This window comes from Azoarcus taiwanensis, assembly GCF_012910885.1.
Taxonomy (GTDB): domain Bacteria; phylum Pseudomonadota; class Gammaproteobacteria; order Burkholderiales; family Rhodocyclaceae; genus Azoarcus_F; species Azoarcus_F taiwanensis.
The window spans coordinates 1-22,546 of sequence record NZ_WTVM01000065.1 but is presented as its reverse complement, the minus strand read 5'-3'; the positions used below and the strand labels follow the sequence as shown (position 1 = coordinate 22,546).

The window sequence follows — 22,546 nt, the reverse complement described above, 5'->3', positions numbered from 1 at the left end:
GTGATGCTCGTCGGCGAACAGGTCGGTCTTGATGGCGGTGCGTTTCTTCATGGCTGGCGGCAGAGAACGAAATCAGGACAATCCAATTTTACCAATCACAGAGGTGCCGAGGTTTTTCGAGGCGCCCTAATCATTCTTGTGTCGATGCTTACAGAGGTGAGATCAATGTAGCGATAAGTGCGATCCGTATCACGCCACCTGATATTGGCAGTGGGCAAGGTAACTTCCCCCAGCGCTCTCCACTCCACCGAAACTCGATCGAGAAGTTTTCCCAAGAAGTCCGTATCACTCATGCCTCCAGCTCCTCGCCTTCGATCTCGGCCACAATGGCATCAATGTCTCTACGGAGCTGGTCGATTCGGGCGACGGTGGTTTTCAGCTCGGCATTGATCCGGGCAATGTCCACCACGTCGCGCGTGTCCTTGGCGTCGATATAGCTGCTGACCGACAGGTTGTAGTCGTTGCCGGACACCTCCTCAAACGGCACGGATTGGGCGAAGTGGTCTACGTTCGCCTTGCTGCTGAACACCGCCATGATTTGCTCGATGTGCGAGTCCGACAGCTCGTTGTTGTTGGTTTTCTTGTCAAACAGGCCGCTGGCGTCGATGAACTGAGTGGTGGTGTCGGTCTTGTGTTTGGACAGCACCAGGATGTTCACGGCGATGGTGGTGCCGTAGAACAGGTTGGGCGCGAGCGAGATCACCGTTTCCACATAGTTGTTGTCCACCAGGTATTGGCGGATCTTTTGCTCGGCCCCGCCCCGGTAGAAGATGCCCGGGAAGCAGACGATGGCGGCGCGACCCTTGCTGGAGAGGTAGCTCAGCGCGTGCAGCACAAAGGCGAAGTCGGCCTTGGACTTGGGTGCGAGCACGCCGGCCGGGGCAAAGCGGTCGTCGTTGATCAGGGTGGGGTCGTCCGAGCCTTTCCACTTCACCGAGTACGGTGGGTTGGAGACGATGGCGTCAAAAGGCTTGTCGTCACCAAAATGGGGTTCGATGAGGGTGTCGCCCAGCTGGATGTTGAATTTGTCGTAGTTGACGTTGTGCAGGAACATGTTCATCCGCGCCAGGTTGTAGGTGGTGTGGTTGAGTTCCTGGCCGAAAAAGCCGTCTTCGATGATGTGGGCGTCAAACTGCCTCTTGGCTTGCAGCAGCAGCGAGCCCGAGCCGCAGGCGGGGTCGTAGATCTTGTTGATGCTGGTCTGCTTGTGCATGGCCAGCTGAGCAATCAGCTTGGAGACCTGCTGCGGGGTGAAGAACTCGCCGCCCGACTTGCCGGCGTTGGCGGCGTAGTTGGAGATGAGGAATTCATAGGCGTCGCCAAACAGGTCGATGCGGCTGTCGTCAAAATGGCCAAAGTCCAGCTCGGCCACGCCTTTGAGTACGGCGGCCAGACGGGCGTTCTTGTCCTTGACGGTGTTGCCCAGGCGGGTGCTGGTGGTGTCGAAGTCCGCGAACAGGCCTTTGATGTCCTGCTCCGAGGGGTAGCCGCTGGCAGACGCTTCAATGGCGGCAAAGATGGAGGCAAGGTCGGTGTTCAGGCTTTCGTTGGTGCTTGCCCTGGCCGCCACGTTGGAAAACAGCTGACTGGGGTAGATGAAGTAGCCCTTGGTTTTGATGGCATCTTCTTTTGCGGCGGCGATGTTCTGATCGTCATCGCTCATGGCCGCGTAATCCACGGACTCGTCGCCCCCAGTGATGTAGTCGATGAAGTTTTCGCTGATGAAGCGGTAGAACAGGGTGCCGAGCACGTATTGCTTGAAATCCCATCCATCGACGGCGCCACGGACATCGTTCGCGATCTTCCAGATCTCACGTTGCAGGGCGGCGCGTTGCTGACTGCTGGTCATGCTGTTGTTCCTGTCGGTCTTGCTTCTGTTGGTTTTTCTGTCGGCCTGGGATAGTGCTTGAATCGGCTTGAGTACGCATGGCAGTGCGATCACCGGAGCCGAAGGCACAATTCTAATTACTCGTAGCAGATCGGGGGGGAATCGCCCCATGGTGATGCATGCGCTCACGATCTTGTGAGGATTCAGTTGTGAATACGCCTTGAAGCTCTCGTCGGTAAAGTTCGAGCAGCAGTTTCGATTGAGCCACACAACCGTGCAGTGAAACCGGGGCGATTCAGAATGATGAACATGGCGAGGGCGATCTGCACATCGCATAACGTCGGAATGACAAGATGATAGCGGACCATCCTCAAGCAGCGGCGTGACCGGTTCCCTGAGAGCGGGCTGACGCTCACCCTTCCCCCGCAACCTGGTAGCCTTGACGTCATCCGGGCGAAGCCCGGTGACCCATTCATCTGGCCCCCAAAGACCCGGTTCGCTTTCTCCGACTCGATGTCCCGCACGATTCGCTACTACGACAGCAATGCCGCCCTGTTCGTCGAGGGCACGGTGGGCGTGGACATGTCGGAACTGCACGATCGCTTTCTGGCGCATTTGCCGAGTGGCGGTCTGATACTCGACGCGGGCTGCGGGTCCGGGCGGGACAGCAAGGCGTTTGTGGATCAGGGCTACCGGGTGTGCGCCTTCGACGCGTCGGCGAAGATTGCGGAAGCGGCGGCCGGTTTGCTCGGCCAGCCGGTGGCGGTGCGGCGATTCGAGGATGTGACCGAGCAGGCCTGCTATGACGGTGTCTGGGCGTGTGCCAGTCTGCTGCATGTGCCCAATGCCGACATGGCCGGGGCGATCGCGCGGCTTTGGACCAGCCTGAAACCCGGCGGGGTGTTTTATCTCAGCTTCAAGCATGGGGAGGGGGAGCGCACCGACGGCGAGCGACACTTTACCGATGCGACCGAGGCGCGCTTGCATGACTGGCTGGCGGCGCTGGACGGGGTCGAGGTGCTGGAGTGCTGGCTGACGCCGGATCAACGCGCTGACCGTGACGAGACTTGGTTGAACGCGCTGGTGCGCAGGCGTGCGATGGCGCCGGAAAAACTTTTCACCGGCGATGCCAGGCATCCGTTTCTGCCGCAGCTTTGCCATGCGATCGCGCGGGCCGACGAAATCGACCTGGCGGTGTCGTTCGTGAAGACCACCGGGCTTCGCCTTCTGCTGCCGGATCTGCTCGACGCGCTGACGCGTGATGCCGCGGAAGCCCGGCCGCCGGCGCGGGTGCGCATTCTCACAAGCGACTATCTCGACATCACCGATCCGGAGGCGCTGCGCCTGCTGATGCTGTTGGCCGAGCAGGGTGCGATGGTTCGGGTGTTCGAGGCCCGGGGCGCGAGCTTTCACATGAAGGCGTATCTGTTCGCGCATTTTCCGGAGCCGCAGGGCTTGCACGGGACGGCGTTCATCGGCTCAAGCAACATCAGCCGGCAGGCGCTGACGGATGGGTTGGAGTGGAACTACCGGGTCGATTACCCGGGGGACGACGGCTTTCTGGAGGCGCGGGTGCGCTTCGAGGAGGTGTTCCGCGATGCGCGCACGGTGGAGCTGACCGACCAGTGGATAGAGCAATACGAAGCCCGGCGGATTCCGCCCCCGCGTGCGATTGCGCCGGGTAGTGAGGAGAACGAGCCGCCTCCGGTGCCGACGCCGATTCAGGTGGAAGCGCTGGATGCGCTGGCGGCGACTCGGCGCGAGGGCTACCGGCGCGGGGTGGTGGTGTTGGCGACCGGCCTTGGCAAGACCTGGCTGGCCGCGTTCGACGCCGAGCAGCTTGGGGCACGGCGGGTGCTTTTCGTGGCCCACCGCGAGGAGATTCTGAACCAGGCGGCGGAGACCTTCATCCGCATTCGCCCGCGTGCGCGGGTCGGCTTTTACATGGGGCAGGTGCGGGACGCGCAAGTGGACGTGTTGTGCGCGTCGGTGCAAACGCTGGGCAAGCATGCGCACCTGGAGCGTTTCCCGCCGCAGCACTTCGACTATGTGGTGATCGATGAATTTCACCACGCGGCCGCGCCCACCTACCGCCGGTTGCTCGCGCACTTTGCGCCGCAGTTTCTGCTGGGGTTGACCGCCACACCCGACCGAACCGACCAGTCGGACATCCTGACCCTGTGCGACGACAATCTGGTGTTCTGCCGCAACCTGTTCGACGGCATCCAGGCGGGCCTGCTGGCACCGTTTCACTACTACGGGATCTGGGACGAGTCGGTGAATTATCGCGAGATCCCGTGGCGCAACGGCCGCTTCGACCCGGAGCAGCTTTCGAACAAGCTCGCCACGCTCGCTCGCGCCCGCCATGCGCTCAGGCAGTGGCAAAGCCGGGGTCAGCAACGGACGCTGGCGTTTTGCGTGTCGGTTCGCCACGCGGAGTTCATGGCCGCGCAGTTCGCTCGGCAGGGGGTGGCCGCCGCAGCGGTTTATGCGGGCTCTGCACTGGCGCGGGGCGAAGCCCTCGAACAGCTCGCCGACGGGCGGCTGAAGGTGATCTTCTCGGTGGATCTGTTCAACGAGGGTGTCGACCTGCCGGCCATCGACACCGTGCTCATGCTCAGGCCAACGGAATCGAAGATTCTCTTTCTGCAGCAGCTCGGGCGCGGATTGCGCAAGGCGCAGGGCAAGGAGAAGCTCGTGGTGCTGGACTTCATCGGCAACCACCAAAGTTTTCTGCACAAACCGCAGGCGCTGGCCGGTGTCGGCAGCAACTACCGGCAACTGGCCGAGTTCGCCCGTCAGCTGGAGAGCCAGCGGCTCGAGTTGCCCCCGGGGTGTTTCGTCAATTTCGATCTCGAACTGATCGACTTTCTGAAGTCGCTCGACGGCGACGGCATTTCGAAGGACTACGTCGCATTGCGGGACGGTCTCGGTCGCCGGCCGACGCTGGCCGAGTTCTATCGCTCGGGCGCCAACCTAAGCCGCATGCGCAAGGAGTACACGAGCTGGTTCGGGCTGTTGAAGGCGATGTAAGACCTCGAAGCACCGGAAGCGGCGGTGCTGGAAGCGCATGCGGACTTTCTGCGCGAGCTCGAGACCACCGCGATGACCAAGAGCTTCAAGATGGTGCTGATCGAGGCCCTGCAGGAGCTGGACGGTTGGCATCGCCCGCCGACGCTGGCCGACCTGGCGGAGCGGTCGTGGCAAGTGCTGCAGCGTCGCCGGCCGCTGCTGGTGGATTTGCCGGAATCGTTCGACGACACGCAGGCGGGTCGCAACCCGGCCTGGCAGTGCTACTGGCGGGACAACCCGGTGAACGCATGGGTCGGCGGCAATCAGGCCGCCGGAGCACGCCGCTACCTCCAGGTGCGAGAGCAGCGTTTCGAACCCGGCTTCGACATTGCGTCGAGCCACCTGGAGCCCTTCGCCGAGATGGTGCAGGAGCTGGTCGATTACCGGCTCGCCGCCTATGAAGCCCGGCGGGGGTCGAGCGGCGGCGGTAGCAACGTCGTCCCCTTGCGCCGGCAGGCACCCGACCGAACCGAGCTTCCCTACTTTCCCAATCTGCGCATCGCCTGCGGCCACTTCCGCACGGCTCGGGCGGATGCCGAGGAGCACCGAAGCCTCGGCGCCGGCTACGGTCGCCTGGACCCGGCCCGGCACTTCATCGCGCGCGCCTCGGGCAACTCGATGAACGGCGGCAAGCAAGCGATTCGCGACGGCGACTATCTGCTGCTCGAACTGGTGAGCCCGGCCAACGCCGGCTCGATCACCGGAAGCATCATGGCCATCGAACGCCAGGACCAGACCGGCGACGATCAATACCTGCTGCGGGTGGTGAACAAGCAGCGCGACGGCAGCTATGTGCTGGTCGCCAACAACCCGGACTACGAAGACATCGTGGTCACTCCCGAACTGGCGAACGAGCTGCGCACCCTCGCCCGCCTCAAAGCGGTGATTGACCCGCTGGAGCTGGCGGTGGGCGAATCCTTCATGCGCGAAGACATCCCGGCGCTGTTCGGCGACACCTTCAACCCCGGCAACTGGAACAGCGGCCACGTGGTCGTCCCCGAGCGCCAGGCGCACGTGCTGCTGGTTACGCTCAACAAGCAGGGCAAGGCGGAGGATCATCGCTACCTCGACCACTGGATAGACGACCACACCTTCCACTGGCAAAGCCAGAACGCGACCACGCCCGCGAGCAAACGCGGGCGGGAGATCATCGAGCACGAGAAGCTGGGCCTCTCGATTCATCTGTTCGTGCGCGAAACCAAACTCGCCGGCGGCAAGGCGGCACCGTTCCAGTACTGAGGACCGGTGCGGTACAAGGAGCACAGGGGCAGCGCCCCGATGAGTGTGGTGTTCGAGGTGGGTTAAAGGGCGATCCATGCGGCGCCGCGGACGCCCGACGAATCGCCATGGTGTGCCGGCATCAGTCGGGTCTTCACATCATCCGAGTACACGTAGGGTCGCCATTGGAGAGGCACCCGGGGGTAGATTTCGGGCACGTTCGACATGCCGCCGCCGAGGACGATTACGTGTGGGTCGACGGTGTTGATGATGGTGGCCAGTGAGCGCGCGAGGCGGTCGATGTAGTCATCGAAGCAGCTGCGGGCAATCAAGTCGCCTGCTCGCATGCGCTCGATGATTTGCGGGGCATCGAGTGCGCTTGCGCCGGCGCGCACGTAGCTTGCCGCGAAACCGGTTCCCGAGAGCCAGGATTCGATATGACCCGGCTGGCCACACGAACAGGGCGGACCGGGCAGTTCAACCGGTCTTGGCCAGGGCAGGGGATTGTGCCCCCATTCGCCGGCAATTGCGTTTGCACCGCGAAGCAGCCGACCTCCGACGACGAAACCGCCTCCAACGCCGGTTCCGAGGATGACGCCGAATACTGTCTCGGCGCCCGCAGCAGCGCCGTCGAGCGCCTCGGACAGCGCAAAGCAGTCGGCATCGTTGGCGATGGTGACACCGCGCCCCAGTCGGGTTTCGATGTCTTCAGCGAATCGTTGTCCGAGCAGCGGCGTCGAATAGGCGTTCCGCACCCGGCCCGAGGTCAGGGACAGCGAGCCGGGAATGCCGATTCCGATACTGTCCGCGGGTCCGATCCGGGATTCACACTCGCGAACGAGCGATTCGATCGCATCGAGCGACTGGCCGTAGTCGGTTCGCGGAGCGGGTATGCGCTTGCGCCAGACCTCCGCCCCGTTCGCATCGATTGCGATGATCTCGATCTTGCTTCCGCCGAGATCAATTCCCAGATGCAGGTTGCCATGCTTGCCCAAATCCAGCCTCCCATTCTCCTCCTCGGCAGTGAGCCGAGGACCCGGCACGATCAAGTCTGATCACTGTTCGATATCTGCTCGGGGGTCGAAAAATGCGACCGCACTGCCGCCTCATGTTGCGACCAGCTCCTGGTAGAGAGCCTTGTATCGACCGGCTGCGCGCGACCAGGAGAAATCCTGCGCCATGCCGTTGCGCTGAATTTGGCACCATGTAGCCCGATCGCGCCAGCATTCGACCGCCCGCAGCACGGTTTCATACAGGTCCTGCGGGGTCGGTTCAACGAAACAGAATCCGTTTGCCGTGCCGTCGGCGAGGGTCTGCGGGGTGCAATCCACAACGGTGTCTGCGAGGCCGCCGGTGCTGCGCACCACGGGCAGTGTTCCGTAGGCGAGGCTGTACATCTGGTTCAGCCCGCAAGGTTCGAAACGCGATGGCATCAGGAAGACGTCGGCACCGGCTTCGATGAGGTGAGCGAGCCCTTCATCGAAACCGATCCGGACCGACACTCGATCGGGGTGAAGGTCGGCTGCGGCACGCCACGCTTGCTCGAGTGCTTGCTCACCACTGCCAAGCACGGCAATGCGAACACCTCTGGCAATCAGCGCGTCGACGGTGGCAAGCGTGAGGTCGACGCCTTTCTGCCGGGTCAGACGACTGACCATGCCGAGTATCGGACTGGCCGGATCGGGGTCAAATCCGCACGCATGCTCCAGCGCCTTGCGACACTCTTGCTTGCCGGCCAGTCGCCTGAGGCTGTAGCGCGCCGGCAGCAGAAGGTCTCGAGCCGGGTTCCATGTACGCGTATCGATGCCGTTCAGGATGCCTTCGAGTTGTCTGGCGCGGAAGCGCAACAGACCATCCAGCCCACACCCGAGCTCCGGGCCGCGAATCTCCTCCGCATAGGTGGGGCTCACCGTGGTGATTCGGTCGCAACACTGCAGTCCGGCCTTCAGAAACGAGAGCTGGCCGTAGAACTCGACGCCGTCGAAGGTGAAGGCATGGGCAGGCAGGCCAAGGGGTTGGAGCGACTCTGCTGCAAACAGACCCTGGAAAGCCAGATTGTGGATCGTGACGACCGAGGCGGCCGTGGGCTGAAGCACATAGCGCAGGTAGGCGGGCGCAAGAGCGGTCTGCCAGTCATTGCAATGGAGGACGCGAGGCCGCCAGGCAAGCGGTGACTCGACGCTCGCGAGCACCGCGGCGGTGCGCGACAGCAAGCCGAAGCGCAACGCGTTGTCGGCCCAGTCTTCGCCTCGAGCATCCACGTACGGGCCGCCCGGTCGGTCGAAACAGGTCGGGCACTCGAGAATGAGTACGGACAGTCTCGGCGCCAGACGTGCGGTCGAGAGAGACGCTCCCGGCAGCCCGGCGAAAGGCGCAATCACCGCCACGGTGCGGCGGCGGGGAAACGCGTCGAGCAATTCGGGATAGCCCGGCACAAGCACCCGAACTTCCATGCCGAGCAAGGCCAGTGCGCGCGGCAAGGCCGCGGTGACGTCTCCGAGCCCGCCTGTTTTCATCCAGGGGCCGAGTTCGGAGCTGGCGAACAGGACCGGCAACGGCGCGCCGGTAGCTTCCGGATCCACCGGCCTTTCGCGCCCGGAATCCGTTACAGCCATAGCATCAAGCCGGTTTCGAAGGGATGTGCGAGCAGCGGATGCTGCGGAAACGCACGGAAACGGTATTCCGTCTTGCCGCAGAGATCCGGCTCCAGTTCCAGTGCATAGACCTGTTCTCCGCTTTCGAGCCGGGCGGCGGGCAGCAACTCATACGCGGTGGCCCGGTGCGGCTGGCCGTCTTCGGATGGACGGCCGAGCAGCATTTCGACCTTCACATCCGCCGGGTCGAGGCCGTTGAGCCATACCGCAAGCTCGAAGCGAACACGGCTCCCATACACGATCCGGCGTTTCTCGCGGTCGATGCGCTGGATGCGCACCGAGCCCCAGCGCTCGCGTACCTTCGCCTTCCACGCCGCTAGCGCACGAGCCGGCGCGTAGCCGTCCTGCGCAAAGCGCGCTGCCCGGTCGCTTGCGGGACGATAGAAACGCTCCACGTACTGACCAAGCATCCTTTCGGTATTGAAGCGCGGCAGCAGCGTCATGATCGAGCGCTTGGCGAGTTCCACCCAGCCTTCGGAGAAACCCAGCGGGCCGGGCGCGTAGTAGAGCGGCAGCACGGCATCCTGCAGGATCTCGTAGAGCGTTCGCGCCTCCTCACGGTCGCGGTCCTGCTCGTGGAATCCGTTGACGACCGGTTTGATCGCCCACCCGTTGGTTCCGTCGTAGCCTTCGGCCCACCAGCCGTCGAGCACGGACAGATTGACGACGCCGTTCATGGCCGCCTTCATGCCCGAAGTGCCGGACGCTTCGAGGGGGTAGATCGGGTTGTTAAGCCAGACGTCCACCCCCGCAACCATGCGCCGCGCCAGACGTAGGTCATACCCCTCGAGCAACAGGATGTGCCCTTCGAACTTCGGCATGCGGGCGACCTCGGCGACGCGCCGAACTAGATCCTGTCCCGGTCCGTCGGCTGGATGAGCCTTGCCGGCAAACAGGAAGAGCACGGGACGCGCGCGGTCGGACACCAGTTGGGCCAGCCAGTCCAGATCCTCGAACAGCAGTGCTGCCCGTTTGTAGGTCGCGAATCGGCGGGCAAATCCGATTGTCAGCACCTTCGGCTGGTTCGGAACGACGAACCGCAACAAACGGTCGAGGTGCGCCTCCGATCCCTGATTCCGCCGATGCTGCTCGGCCACGCGGTTACGCACGAGGTGGAACAGGCGCGACTTCAGCGTTTGTCGGGCGGTCCAGAACTGTTGGGCCGGAATATCGGCGATGGCACGCCAGCGTTTCTCATCGGCGAGTTGCTTCGCCCATCCAGGCCCCAGGTGCCGATCGAAGAGGTCATGCCATTCAGGATCCAGGAAGCTTGGCACGTGGACCCCGTTGGTGATGTATCCGATGGGGTTGTCGGAGAACTCGACCTGAGGCCAGTGGTGCGCACAGATTCGCGCGGAGACGCCGCCGTGAACGGCGGAGACGCCGTTGTGGAAACGTGAACCGCGAATCGCCAACGAGGTCATGTCGAACTCGGCCCCGCTGGGCAGGTCGGGCTCGGCACCGAGCGCGACGAACGCATCGAACGGAACGCCATATTCGCTCTCCCAGAGCTCGAAATACCGCCGGATCACATCGCGACCAAAGCGGTCGTGCCCGGCCGGCACCGCTGTATGGGTCGTAAACACCGTGCAGGCCGCCACCGCCTCGAGCGCTTCAGCGAAGACCAGCCCTTGCTGCATGCAGGTTCGGATGCGCTCGAGCACCATGAAGGCGGCATGCCCTTCGTTGATATGCCAGACTGCGGGTTCGATGCCGAGGGCGCGCAGCGCACGCACCCCTCCGATGCCGAGCAGGATCTCCTGTTCGATCCGGGTCGTACGGTCGCCACCATAAAGGCGATGGGTGATCGCCCGGTCGGCTGGCGAGTTCTCCGCCACGGCACTGTCGAGAAGATAGAGCGAGACACGACCGATACGCGCCCGCCAGACGATCAGCTCGACCTCGCGCCCCGGAAGCGCAACCCGAAGGCGCAGCTCGCCCCCGTTCGGATGCATGACCTGCGAGATCGGCAGGTCCTCGAAATCCGAGTCGCGATACAGCGCATGCTGGTTGCCCAGCGCGTCGATGGTCTGCTGAAAGTACCCCTGGTCGTAGAGCAGCCCGACCGCCACGAAAGGAAGATGGGCGTCGCTCGCCGCCTTGCAGTGGTCGCCGGCAAGAATGCCGAGGCCACCCGAATAGATCGGAAGGCTTTCGTGAAACCCGAACTCGGCGCAGAAGTAGGCAACCAGCCCGCAGTCGTCTCGCCGCTCCGGAGTGGCGGTCATGTAGGCGTCGTATTGCGCCAGCACGCGGTCGAAGGCATCGAGGAAGGCACGATCCGACGCCGCGGCATCGAGCCGATGCTGATGCACGCGCTTGAGAAAGGCTTTCGGACTGTGCCCCACCGTCTGCCAGAGACTCGGATGCAGCCGCGCGAACAGGGCACGGGTGGGTCGATCCCAGCTGTACCAGAGGTTGTCGGCAAGCTCCTGCAGACGGGCCAGCCGCGGCGGGATGGTGGGATTGACCTCGAGCTCGAAGGGCGTACCTGGCATGCTCCCCGCCTTTCCTGCCGGGTTGGTGGAAACATCCTTTTGCCGCCGGCCCGGAGGCGCCTCGCAGGCATCTCCCCGCTCGGCCAAGTTGGTCTGAAACCGGCTGCTGCCTAGCGTAGCATCCCGAGGCCGACTATGGAACGGCACGCCCGCGCTCCGCGCGCACCGCATCGAGAACGCCCGATGCGATGTCATTTTCGTTCCAACGCTCGATCTCGAGCAGTAGCTTGCGCTGCCAGTTCGGGTGCTGAGCGGCAGTGGTGGCGGGAACATTCACCTGATCCACCTGCGCGAGCAGATCCTCGGTCTGGATCAGCATCAGCATCGCCGGACTGCGCGCGAGGTAGGCATGCGCTGCGGCTGCGCATGCTGCAGTAATGACAGGGCAATCGCGTTGCGCCTCGATCACGGCCGAAGAAGCGAGATCCTCGCGTTGCAACGCGGCAAGCAGTCGCTCGCGGTCGCGCCGCCGTGTCTCCCGAAGGACCTCCAAAGCGGACGGTGATCCGCTCAAGCGCAGTTCGGCGCGAAGGTCCAGATCGCGTCCCGCCCAGAAGCCCGCCAGTGTCGGCAGGTCGTGGGTTCCCACCATCACCAGCGATTCGCGCGGATGGTGCGACGGAGGCGCGAACTCCCCGTCCGCCTCGCGCTCAAAGTACAGCAGCCGATAGGAAAGCAGCCCACGTGCGCGCACTGTCTCGCGAAATCCCTCCGAAACGGTACCGAGATCCTCGCCAACCACCATGCAGCGGTTGCGCACGCTCTCGAGTGCAACGATGCCCAACAGGTCTTCCACGGGATAACGGACGTAGGCACCTTCGGCGGGAGAAGCGCCATCCGGAATCCAATACACCCGTTGCAGGCCCATCACATGATCGATGCGCAGGGCGCCGGCCTCCCGCATGCTCGCCCGCACGGCGTCGATGAACGGTGAGTAGCCAGCTTCGCGCAAACGGTGCGGGATCATCGGCGCCAGGCCCCAGTTCTGTCCGTTAGGGTTGAAGTCGTCCGGCGGGGCGCCGATCCCGGCCGCCGTGGCATGAACCTCGCGATGAACCCACACGTCGCTCCCTACCGCACTGGCCCCGATGGCGAGATCGGTCATCAGGCCGATTTCCAGTCCTCGCGTCTGCGCATGACGTGAGGCTGCGTTGAGCTGCTGATGGGCCAACCATTGCAGCCATGCGTGGAAATCCACCCGGTCCGCATGTGATCGGCGAAAGGATTCGACTGCCGCGCTCTCGGGATCACGGAATTCCGCTGGCCAAACAGGCCAGCCCCACATCCCGGGATCGGTCGCGGCCAGATGGGCCTGCAGGGCGTCGTGCAGGGCGTGCATCTGCAGCGCCCTGCCTTGCTCCGCGAGAAAGGACCGGTAGGCTCGTCCACGTTCGCTGCCGGTTGCGAGGTGCTGATCCCTGAAGTGGGTGTACAGTTGCTCGAGCACGGCGAACTTGACTGCGGCCACCTGCGCATGATCCACCCGATCGCGCTCGCGTAGCCGGCGCAGGCGATCCCGGAACCCGTCGTCATTGACCTGATCGCGCACGGCGGCGCACTCGGCAAACTCGGCCACGGCCTCGACGTCGAGATACATCACGTTCAGAAACGAGCGGCTGGACGGACCATATGGACTCGCCTCATCGGGGTGCGCCGGAAACAGCGCGTGCAGCGGGTTGAGGCCAATCAGCCCTCCTCCCTGCTCGGCGCAGAAATCGATCAGCCGGACGAGATCGCCAAAGTCTCCGATGCCCCAGTTGGCCCGCGACCGCAGCGCATACAGTTGCGCCGAGAGCCCCCACTCGCGCCCGCCTGTCTGCAGGATGTGCGGGCGATGGCAGGAGGTCGGCACGACGATCAGATGCATCTCCGCGAGCACGCCGCCCGGCATCTCCGGCTGGCGGATCACCAGCCGATGGTAGCCGAGAGGCAGGGGCTGATCGAGCGTCAATCTTCGGCGCGTATGGGGCTCGCCATCGGTGCTTCGCTGCTCGACCACCTCGAGGTCGTTCGGCTGGAAGCCCTGCACCCGTATATCTCCGGTCTCAAGCCGGAGCACCCATTCCAGTGCCTGTTCCGCACCTGCGTCCGGGTGCGTCAGCAGCACGTCGATCGGTGCGGAGGGCGCCTCACGAACAACCTGTACCGGTGGCAGCATGCGCATCCAGGATGCGCGCTCGAAGCGTGCGAGCTCGCCGGGCAATGCCGCATCCGAGTCGACCGCCACGCCCATCGACACGAGCAGCGCCCGCCGTGTCGCATCGGAAACCTGATGCAGCCGACCCCATATGTCGAAATGCGCGGCTTCGATCCCGCACCACGCCGCGAGCTTCTCCAGTGCTTCGTTCGCCTCGGGCAAAGGGTCGCCGCTCCGGTCGTCACTCATCGACACTACCGACACCGAACGCCGGCCTATCCTCAATCGGAATCATGACTTGCTCCGCCTGCAGCCGACGCCGGCTGCCCTCTGAGCATCGTGCCGTCGCGGGCGGCTTCCTGGATCGGCCTCTCCTCCAGCTGACTCACGGGTCGGTCAAGTACGGTCGGCGGAGGAAAGCCCAGCCAACCATAGAGCCCCTTGAGATTCTCACGGAACAAATCATCGAAGGCGGCGATGGCTGCCTTTTCATTGGCGGAACCGAGCCACCAGAACCAGTCCGAACTTTCGCAGCAGGCCAGCCGTCGCGCAGCCGCAGACGCCGCGGCTGATCCGAGGGTCCCGCCCGACAGTGCAAGGTCGTAGCTGCGCTTCGCTTCACAGAGCAGCTCCCAGGCCCGGTTCTTGTCGGCATGACCGATCCAGGTGGACAGGGTGCCCTGCACCCAGCTTCCCGCCACCAAGGTCTCGAGCGCTCCGAATCCCTCCGTTCGGGTCGAGCGCTCGGCGAAGGTCGTGACGCTAATCGTCGGGTGAGTCGCGAGCGCCTCGTAGAGATGATCGAGAAAGTAGTACGCGTTGTACGGGTAGTATTCCCAGGCGTTCTCGCCATCCAGGATCACGCTCACCACCGGTCGCTCGCCATCCGGCGCCGCGTCGACGATCGCCTCGAGTTCGCCGACGAAATGGCTCACCGCATCGCTGCCGTACCATTTTGCGTAATCGAACCCGATCAGGTCCGACAGGCGTTCATCGCGAAAGAACAGGGTCAGGCCGGGACAATCCGCCAGTTGCCAGGGCCGGTACAGATGTCGGCCACGCTCGGCATCGAAGTCCACTCCCTGGTGCCGCAGACTGTTTGCGAGTACCGACTCGCTGCTTGCGACCCAGGCAAAACGCCCCCCCGCGAGCAGGCGCACGAAGGGGTCCGAGACGGCCCCTTCGGCTGGCCAGAGCCCCTCCGGCCGATGGCCGAAGCACCGCTCATGACTCAGAAGGGCCTCGTCAATATGCGCTAGCACGCGGCTACGCCCACCGGGGTAGACCGGATTCGCAGGCAGGGGCAGATCCGGCTGCGCCTGTCGCGCACACGACGGGTCCAGCAGCAATGGTGCGATCGGATGCGCCAGCGGGGACGCAGACAGCTCGATGCACCCTTTCTCGGCCAGCGCCCTGTAGCGACCTATCAGGCCCGCGATCAGCTCACCGATCAGTTCGAGCAACGCCCGCCGATCCCCTGCATCGAAGCCGCACCCTTTTGCCATCAGGCGCATGAGCAGAGGCTGCCGGCGGCGTTCCGTCTCACCGCACCAGGCCAGGTGATACCAGGTCAGCAGATCCGAGAAATAGTCGCCCGACAGGTATACGGCGGCGGATGCATCCGCCGCCGTTATTTCGCGATGAATGCGGTACAGATTCGCGTATGGCGGATAGGGATCGAGCATCGTGCGATGATTGCTGCGAAAGCATGTGTCGAGCAGCATGCGGCGTTCAGCCAGGCTCAGATCGTCCAGACGGGCTTGTGCCAGGCAACGCAGCAGCGGGTCGCGAAACCGTCGTTCGCGGAACTGGGCGGCATAGTCCTCGATCTGTTCGAGCAGGACCGGGGCGAAATTGACGACTGCACGCATCCCTTCGTGCCGCTCCAGATGCGCCGCCATATCCACGTAGTCCTTGATCGCGTGCAGATAAGTCCAGGGCATTGCGAACTCGTTCTCTCCACCATGCCTCTCGACCCGGTAGTCAGGCTGGTGCATGTGCCACAGGAGTACGAGATCGAGACCCTTTGTCATGGCTGGCGGAATACCTTCTGCCCGAGCATCTCGGGGGTGATCAAGGTGACGCCGCCGGGACTCACGTGAAAGCGCATTCGATCCTGCTCGGGATCGAAGCCGACGACCAGGCCCTCGGGAACCTGTGCTCGTTTGTCGACAATGCAACGACGCAGCATGGCCTTGCGCCCGATCCTGACTTCGGGAAGTAGAACCGAATCCTCGACGCTCGCGAAGCTGTTGACCCGCGCGCCGCCAAACAGCAGCGACCTGCGCACCAGCGCACCGCTGATCACGACGCCGTCGGCCACCAGCGAATCGACCGCCATCCCGCGCCTGCCGTCATCGTCGAACACGAACTTGGCGGGTGGCAACTGCTCCTGATAGGTCCAGATCGGCCAGAGCTGGTCGTAGAGATTCAACTCCGGACTCACCTTCGTGAGCTCCATGTTGGCCTCCCAGTAGGCGTCCAGCGTGCCGACATCCCGCCAGTAAGGCTTTCCGTCCGAAGGTGTATTCACACAGCTGTCGGCGAAACGGTGGGCCATCACGCGATGATGGTCGATGCACCCGGGAATGATGTCCTTGCCGAAATCGTGCGATGAATCCGCATGCTCCGCATCCGTTTCGAGCAGGCTGTCGAGCAAGGCCGCGTTGAACACATACACACCCATGCTCGCCAGCGCGAGTTCGGGCTGACCGGGGATCGGGTCCGGGTGCTCGGGTTTTTCCACGAATCGCACAACGCGTCCCTCCGCATCGACACCCATGATGCCGAACGCACTCGCCTGGCCGACAGGCACCTCGACGCAGGCCACTGTCACATCCGCCTTGCTGCTTACGTGAGCCGCAAGCATCCGGCCGTAATCCATCTTGTAGACGTGGTCGCCCGAAAGCACCATCACGAAGGCGGGGTGGTTGCGTCGCAGGATGCTGAGATTCTGGAATACGGCGTCGGCGGTTCCCTGGTACCAGAGCCCGCCCGGCGACTGCTGGCTTGCGGGGAGAATCTCTACGAATTCATGGAATCGACCGTCGAGAAAGCTCCAGCCCCGCTGCAGGTGCTGGATCAGGCTGTGCGACATGTACTGGGTCGCGACCGCAATGCGCCGTACGCCGGAATTGACGCAATTGGACAAGGTGAAGTCGATGATGCGGAACTTTCCGCCGAACGGCACCGCCGGCTTGGCCCGCCAGTCCGTCAGCTGATGCAGGCGCGAGCCACGGCCGCCGGCGAGAATCATGGCAAAGGTGTTTCTCGTCAGCGCGCTGACGAAACGCGGATCACCGCGTTCCTTTTGCGGGCAGTAGTCGTAATGGGGACAGATCTTGCTCATGGAATTGTTTCCTCGCCGGGCTATTCTGTGCTATCCGTGTCATACATCCTTCCCCGACGGGAGGCGCCTGCTGTCATGTCGATCGACCGCATCAGACTCGAAGCCCTCGCTGGCGCGCGTGAGCACGATCCGTTCGCAGTTCTCGGGCGTCACGCGATCGGTAGCGGATGGGTTGTGCGCACGCTGCAACCGCAGGCCACGACGGTGTCGCTGCTTACTCCGACGGGCGAGGCAGCAATGCGGCGCCTCTCGCCCGGCGGTGTGTTCGAATGGACCGGACCGCAGGCCCCTGCAGGCCCCTACCGGCTTTGCGTCGAGGCGAACGGTCGGCGCACCGAGTTCCACGACTGCTGGGCGTTTCCCCCCGAGCCGGACGCACAGGCGCTGTACCTGTTCGCCGAAGGCCGCAACTTTCAGGCATACCGACTGCTCGGGGCTCTGCCACAACGCCGCGAAGGCATCGACGGGGTGTGCTTCCGGACCTGGGCGCCGAACGCGGGACGAGTCTCGGTCGTCGGCGAATTCAACGACTGGGACGGGCGCCGCCACCCGATGTCCAGCCTCGGCGCGAGCGGCGTTTGGGAACTGTTCATCCCCGAGGCCGACGCAGGTCAGTTGTACCGCTTTGAGATCCGCAACCGAAACACCGGCGCGGTCTCGTTGAAGAGCGATCCCTACGCGCGCGAGTTCGAGCGCCGGCCGGGCAACGCGAGCCGCATTGCCGCCCCATCGGAGCATGTCTGGCAGGATGCCGACTGGCTCGAAGCCCGCCGGCACTGCGACTGGCTTCATGCACCGCTGTCGATCTACGAGATCCACGCGGGTTCCTGGCGGTGCCATCCGGACGGGAGGCAGTACAGCTATCGCGAGTTGGCCGACAGCCTGATCCCCTATGTCCTCGATATGGGCTACACCCATATCGAACTGATGCCGCTGACCGAGCACCCGCTGGACGAATCGTGGGGTTATCAGACGACCGGCTACTTCGCCCCGACCAGTCGCTTCGGTTCGCCGGACGATCTGCGCGAGTTCATCGACCGCTGCCATCAGGCCGGCATCGGCGTCCTGCTCGACTGGGTACCCGCGCATTTTCCGGAGGATGCCTGGGCCCTGGCGCACTACGACGGCACGGCGCTCTACGAGCACGAGGACCCGAAGATGCGTCTCCACCCCGACTGGGGGACGCACGTGTTCAATTACGGCCGTCACGAGGTGCGCAGCTTCCTGCTGTCGTCGGCACACTACTGGCTTGACGCGTTTCATGCCGACGGACTGCGCGTCGATGCCGTGGCCTCGATGCTCTACCTGGACTACTCGCGCAAGCCAGGCGAGTGGACACCGAACCGGTTCGGCGGACGCGAGAACCTGGAGGCCATCGACTTCCTGCGCGAACTGAACGTCATGGTCCATGAGCATTTCCCAGGTGCGCTGACGATCGCCGAGGAATCGACCGCCTGGCCGATGGTTTCGCGTCCCGCGCATCTGGGCGGACTGGGTTTCTCGATGAAGTGGAACATGGGCTGGATGAACGATTCGCTGCGCTACTTCGCGGTCGATCCGCTCTTCCGCCGGTACCACCATGAGTTGCTGACCTTCGGACAACTCTATGCCTACAGCGAGAACTTCGTGCTGCCGCTGTCGCACGATGAGGTCGTGCACGGCAAGGGCGCCCTGCTGGCCAAGATGCCCGGAGACGAGTGGCAGCGCATGGCCAACCTGAGGCTGTTGATCGCCTGGCAGACCGCCACGCCGGGGCGCAAACTGATGTTCATGGGCTGCGAGTTCGGTCAGCGACACGAATGGTGCGAACGCGGCGAACTCGACTGGGGTTTGCTCGCGCACGCATCGCATCTTGGCGTTCAGCGCATGGTCCGCGACCTCAACCGACTTCACCGCGAGATTCCGGCGCTTCACGAGCTCGACTTCCGCCACGAGGGCTTCGCCTGGATCGACTGCCACGACAGCGACAACTCCATCGTCGCGTTCGTGCGACGCGACCGCGCAGGTCGCGCGGCGCTGGCAGTGCTGAACTTCACCCCGGTTCCGCGGCACGGCTACCGCCTTGGGGTACCGCATGCCGGTCCCTGGCGCGAGGGCTTCAATAGCGACTCGCACCACTACGGTGGTGGCGACATCGGAAATGCCGGCGTGGTCGAAGCCTACAACCAACCATGGGGAGAATGGCCAGCCCAGATCGAGCTCACGCTTCCGCCGCTGGCCGCGGTCATTCTCCTGCCATCCTGACATCGTCCAGCTGCTGCACAACAGCATCAGGATGTCTGATCAGTGTCGGTGCGGCGCTAGCAGGCGTTCGATCTCAGCTTCTGCGGCGAACCAGTCTTCCTCGGCGGACCCGCCGACAAAGCCTCTCTGTTCTGCGATGTAATAGGCCGCTTCGGCAACATAGCGCCGACGTTCATTGTCGCCGACCGGCGTCGGCGCTGTCTGCACGCTATTCTTCTTCACCCTCGCGCGAGGTTTTGAACCCGCACCGCGAGCGCTTACCGGGGAAACTGACGGTTTCTGGATTTCCGGCAGGGGGTTGCTACGTGATGTCATTTCCATGATCTCCCATCAAGAACGGCCCCTTCGGAACTCTTCTTCTTGTTGATCAAGGCGACCAAAAATATTCTGCAAATCGAATATTCATACTAGTACAGCACGTAGCCAATTCAAGAATCGCACAGAGAGCTCAAGCACATAGCTGCCCGCCCTTGACGTTTGCGCACTACTCAACAAACATGCGGCGGCCGCATGAATCATATTTGCACCTGCACAGGAAGAACGCAGCTTATGACCACCCCCGAAACGACCGACATCGAAGTGACCGAGACCCGCGTCTCACATCCGGAAGGCGCCATCCATGTCCGTATCTGGTCACCGGTGAACATTGCTGGGGATGAACCGGTGCGCAACCCGATCGTGCTGTTTCACGATTCGCTCGGGTGCGTCGAGTTGTGGCGGGATTTTCCGGCTCGCTTGTGTGAGGCGACCGGCAGGCGGGTGATCGCCTATGACCGGCTGGGCTTCGGGCGGTCGGATGCGCGGCATGATCGGCCGGGATTGGACTTCATCGCCGAGGAGGCACGTCGCTATTTCGGGGTGCTTCGGGCGCAGTTGGGGCTACCGGGTTTCGTGCTGCTCGGGCACAGCGTGGGCGGTGGCATGGCGGTGAATTGTGCGGCCGCGTTTCCGGACGAGTGCGAGGCACTGATTACGGTGGCGGCGCAGGCTTTTACCGAAGACCGCACGACGGCGAGCATCGCCGTGGCCAAGACGCAGTTTGCGGACGAACAGCAGTTTCAGCGGCTGGTCCGATACCACGGCGACAACGCGCGCTGGGTGCTGGAGGCCTGGACCGAGACCTGGCTGCACCCGGGATTCGCGAGCTGGTCACTCGCCGACACGCTGCCCCATGTGCGGTGCCCAGTGCTGGCGATTCATGGCACGGAAGACGAATACGGTTCGAATCGCCACCCGCAGATGATCGCCGAGCTGAGCGCAGGCCCTGCGCGGGCCGAGATCTTGGCGAACACCGGACATGTGCCCCACCGGGAACGCCCGGAGCAGGTGCTGGATCTGATCAGCGGGTTTCTCGCCGCACGCTGATCTAGGCGGTCACGCCGTCATCCTCTCCGATCAGCACGACTGCATCCGAGAGCCACTTGTACGGTGGCACAACCAGATTGGTAGGCGCGGGCTGGCTCAGGAAGACGCGGCCGGCAAGGTCGAAGTGCGAGCCGTGGCAGGGGCAGAAGAACCCACCGGGCCAATCTTCGGCCATGCCTCCGGCAGCACCCGGCACCAGTTTCGCGGTGGGAGAGCAGCCGAGGTGGGTGCAGATGCCGATGACGACGAGGTAGCGGTCGTGAATCGATCGATGCCGGTTGGTGGCGTAGGGAGGTTGCTGGAGTCTCACCGATTCCGGGTCAGCGAGGCGCCGCTCCAGTGTTTCGGCTTCGAGCGAGGCAAGCATCTCAGGGGTGCGATGCAGAATCCATACAGGTTTCCCGCGCCATTCGACAGTCATCATCTCGCCCGGTGCGAGCTTGCTGACATCCGCCTGCACTGGCGCGCCTGCGGCGCGGGCACGATCGGAAGGCGTGAGACTGGCTACGAAGGGCACTGCGGTGGCCGCGGCGGCGACCGCACCTGCGCCCGAAGTGGCGATCAATAGTTGGCGGCGTTGCTTGAGTGTTTTGGTGTCAGTCATGGCTCCGGTCTCCTGTGTCCGGCACGACAGCGGCGTCGGACGATGAGGGAAGCGGGGCGCTCGTGGCTCGGCGACGATCCCACAACGCCACGCGCTGCAAGATCGGCCGGCGTTCGACGGCACGGCCCGCGTTACCATACACAACGCAAGCAACGTGCCATATCGCATGGCACGACTATGCGGCGTTTCATCGCTTTGTTGCGCTGTCACGACTGTCTTTTCTGCCGTATACGGCAGTCGAGGCAGTCGTGACCGACACGTCGCTCGAATTGGGTTTCAGGTTACCGGTTGTTGAATCGGACTATCGCTTGCGCGTCCCGCCCCCTCAAGGGCGGCTGGCCTTTCTTGGCTGCAATGCGATGCGCACTGGCGCGTTCAGGCCGAGCGCCTCGTGAAGCCGCGCGTCACTGACAACGAGATCCGCAAGTGACACTTGGTCGAGCGCCGAGAGAAAGGCGCGCAAGGCACCATCCAGTACGCCCTTGAGTCTGCATGCCGGATCGAGCAGACAGTGCGATTTCGTTCCGAAGCATTCGACCAGTTCGAGGCTGGGTTCGATCTGACGGACCACATCGCCAAGATTGATCTCGGTTGCGGGTCGTGCCAGCGTCAAGCCGCCGCCTTTGCCTCGCGCACCGTCAACAAAGCCTTTTGCCACCAGCTCGGTGACGATCTTCATCAAGTGACTGCGCGAAATGTCAAAGCATTCGGCCACTTCCTTGATGGTGACGCGCCGATCGGGGCACGTGCCAAGGTACATGAGCAGGCGAAGCGCGTAATCGGTGTGTTGGGTGATGTTCATCTCAAGATCACGGCTGGAGCGTGCCGCATGATAGCACGCAATAGATTCATTTCTGTTGACTCTTTTAAAGAAGCAACTAAGATGACTCTTAAAGAAACGTCACGAAAGGATCCACCATGCAACGCCCACCCCATCTCGTCAGATTGTGGCACGAGTATCACATTGCGCCGGCCGAACGTACGCGTGACTGCGGTCGGGCGGGCTTGGATCGGTCGCGCATCCCCGAGTTGTTCCCGGTGCTGATACCCCGGTTCGAGGAGACGCAGCCATGACCCACGTCGTCACCGAAGCCTGCATCCGCTGCAAGTACACGGATTGCGTCACCATGTGCCCGGTCGACGCATTCCGTGAGGGGCCCAACTTCCTTGTGATCGACCCGGAGGAGTGCATTGACTGCACGCTGTGCGTCCCTGAATGTCCGGTCGATGCGATTGTGCCCGAGGAGGAGCTGACGGAGGACCAGCGCGAGTATCTCGCCCTGAACACCGAGCTGGCGAAGGCCTGGCCGCGGATCGTCGAGGCGCATGCTCCGCTGCCGGATGCCGACACCTGGGCAACGGTGCAGGACAAGCGTCAATGGCTTGAACTCAAGACCAAGGACGCCGACGAGAAGTCATGAAGCGCGACCCAGACGGACGCCTGTGCGCGAAGGAGATGCGTGTCAAGGGCAAGCGAATTTTCCCCAGTGTGGTAATTCAAATTTCCCCACCCGGTTGGGTTTGCTCGTCAAATGAGCGGACGAGTCCGGATTTGAGCTTCTCCTTGAGGCGATAGG

The 22,546-nt window shown here is 63.4% G+C and carries 15 protein-coding genes; 5 read left to right on the top strand and 10 right to left on the bottom strand.

All coding sequences use genetic code 11. The features are described 5' to 3' along the window. Positions 1-289: 289 nt before the first annotated feature. Positions 290-2,257, bottom strand: coding sequence for a type I restriction-modification system subunit M (locus GPA21_RS11705; protein WP_246261919.1), 1,968 nt, complete (start codon positions 2,255-2,257; stop codon positions 290-292). An 84-nt stretch (positions 2,258-2,341) separates the two neighbouring features. Between GPA21_RS11705 and GPA21_RS11700 the strand changes: the two genes are divergently transcribed. Continuing rightward, positions 2,342-4,861 (top strand): DEAD/DEAH box helicase family protein, encoded by a 2,520-nt coding sequence (locus GPA21_RS11700; RefSeq protein WP_246261918.1) that lies wholly within the window; start codon positions 2,342-2,344, stop codon positions 4,859-4,861. A 24-nt stretch (positions 4,862-4,885) separates the two neighbouring features. Next, a complete protein-coding gene (locus GPA21_RS20935) occupies positions 4,886-6,139 on the top strand; it encodes a DUF3427 domain-containing protein (RefSeq protein ID WP_339379892.1) in 1,254 nt (417 codons plus the stop codon). 62 nt (positions 6,140-6,201) lie between these two features. Here the strand turns inward: GPA21_RS20935 and GPA21_RS11695 are convergent, their stop codons facing one another. From GPA21_RS11695 to glgC, 6 genes are all read right to left on the bottom strand, one after another. After that, entirely contained in the window at positions 6,202-7,161 is a 960-nt protein-coding gene (locus GPA21_RS11695) for an ROK family protein (protein WP_339379891.1), read from the bottom strand. Between the two features lie 63 nt (positions 7,162-7,224). Further along, positions 7,225-8,733 carry a glycogen synthase GlgA gene (gene glgA, locus GPA21_RS11690; protein ID WP_168988344.1) on the bottom strand — a complete coding sequence of 503 codons (1,509 nt, stop codon included), beginning with the start codon at positions 8,731-8,733 and terminating at the stop codon, positions 7,225-7,227. Beyond that, a complete protein-coding gene (gene glgP, locus GPA21_RS11685; RefSeq protein WP_168988343.1) occupies positions 8,724-11,270 on the bottom strand; it encodes an alpha-glucan family phosphorylase in 2,547 nt (848 codons plus the stop codon). The genes glgA and glgP overlap by 10 nt, the downstream gene beginning before the upstream one ends. A gap of 133 nt (positions 11,271-11,403) precedes the next feature. Next, positions 11,404-13,656: a 4-alpha-glucanotransferase gene (malQ, locus tag GPA21_RS11680; protein ID WP_168988342.1), complete on the bottom strand. Its 2,253-nt coding sequence runs from the start codon at positions 13,654-13,656 to the stop codon at positions 11,404-11,406. A 32-nt stretch (positions 13,657-13,688) separates the two neighbouring features. Further along, positions 13,689-15,440, bottom strand: coding sequence for a glycoside hydrolase family 57 protein (locus GPA21_RS11675; RefSeq protein WP_168988341.1), 1,752 nt, complete (start codon positions 15,438-15,440; stop codon positions 13,689-13,691). Beyond that, positions 15,437-16,756, bottom strand: a complete 1,320-nt coding sequence (glgC, locus tag GPA21_RS11670; protein ID WP_168988340.1) for a glucose-1-phosphate adenylyltransferase — start codon at positions 16,754-16,756, stop codon at positions 15,437-15,439. Before glgC ends, GPA21_RS11675 begins: the two co-directional genes overlap by 4 nt. A gap of 75 nt (positions 16,757-16,831) precedes the next feature. Here glgC and glgB point away from each other — a divergent pair, with 75 nt between their 5' ends. After that, a complete protein-coding gene (gene glgB, locus GPA21_RS11665; RefSeq protein WP_168988339.1) occupies positions 16,832-19,000 on the top strand; it encodes a 1,4-alpha-glucan branching protein GlgB in 2,169 nt (722 codons plus the stop codon). A gap of 39 nt (positions 19,001-19,039) precedes the next feature. On the opposite strand, the gene GPA21_RS21270 is transcribed toward glgB, so the two are convergent. After that, a complete protein-coding gene (locus GPA21_RS21270) occupies positions 19,040-19,207 on the bottom strand; it encodes a DUF2934 domain-containing protein (RefSeq protein ID WP_211163555.1) in 168 nt (55 codons plus the stop codon). A gap of 342 nt (positions 19,208-19,549) precedes the next feature. Here GPA21_RS21270 and GPA21_RS11655 point away from each other — a divergent pair, with 342 nt between their 5' ends. Next, on the top strand, positions 19,550-20,365 hold the full coding sequence (locus GPA21_RS11655; RefSeq protein WP_168988337.1) for an alpha/beta fold hydrolase: 816 nt from the start codon (positions 19,550-19,552) through the stop codon (positions 20,363-20,365). Between the two features lies 1 nt (position 20,366). Here GPA21_RS11655 and petA read toward each other — a convergent pair whose 3' ends face one another. Further along, complete coding sequence (gene petA, locus GPA21_RS11650; protein WP_168988336.1) at positions 20,367-20,969, bottom strand: ubiquinol-cytochrome c reductase iron-sulfur subunit; 603 nt, start codon at positions 20,967-20,969, stop codon at positions 20,367-20,369. A gap of 325 nt (positions 20,970-21,294) precedes the next feature. Continuing rightward, positions 21,295-21,771: an RrF2 family transcriptional regulator gene (locus tag GPA21_RS11645; protein WP_168988335.1), complete on the bottom strand. Its 477-nt coding sequence runs from the start codon at positions 21,769-21,771 to the stop codon at positions 21,295-21,297. A gap of 268 nt (positions 21,772-22,039) precedes the next feature. Here GPA21_RS11645 and fdxA point away from each other — a divergent pair, with 268 nt between their 5' ends. Further along, complete coding sequence (fdxA, locus tag GPA21_RS11640) at positions 22,040-22,390, top strand: ferredoxin FdxA (protein ID WP_168988334.1); 351 nt, start codon at positions 22,040-22,042, stop codon at positions 22,388-22,390. The last annotated feature ends 156 nt before the right edge of the window (positions 22,391-22,546 follow it).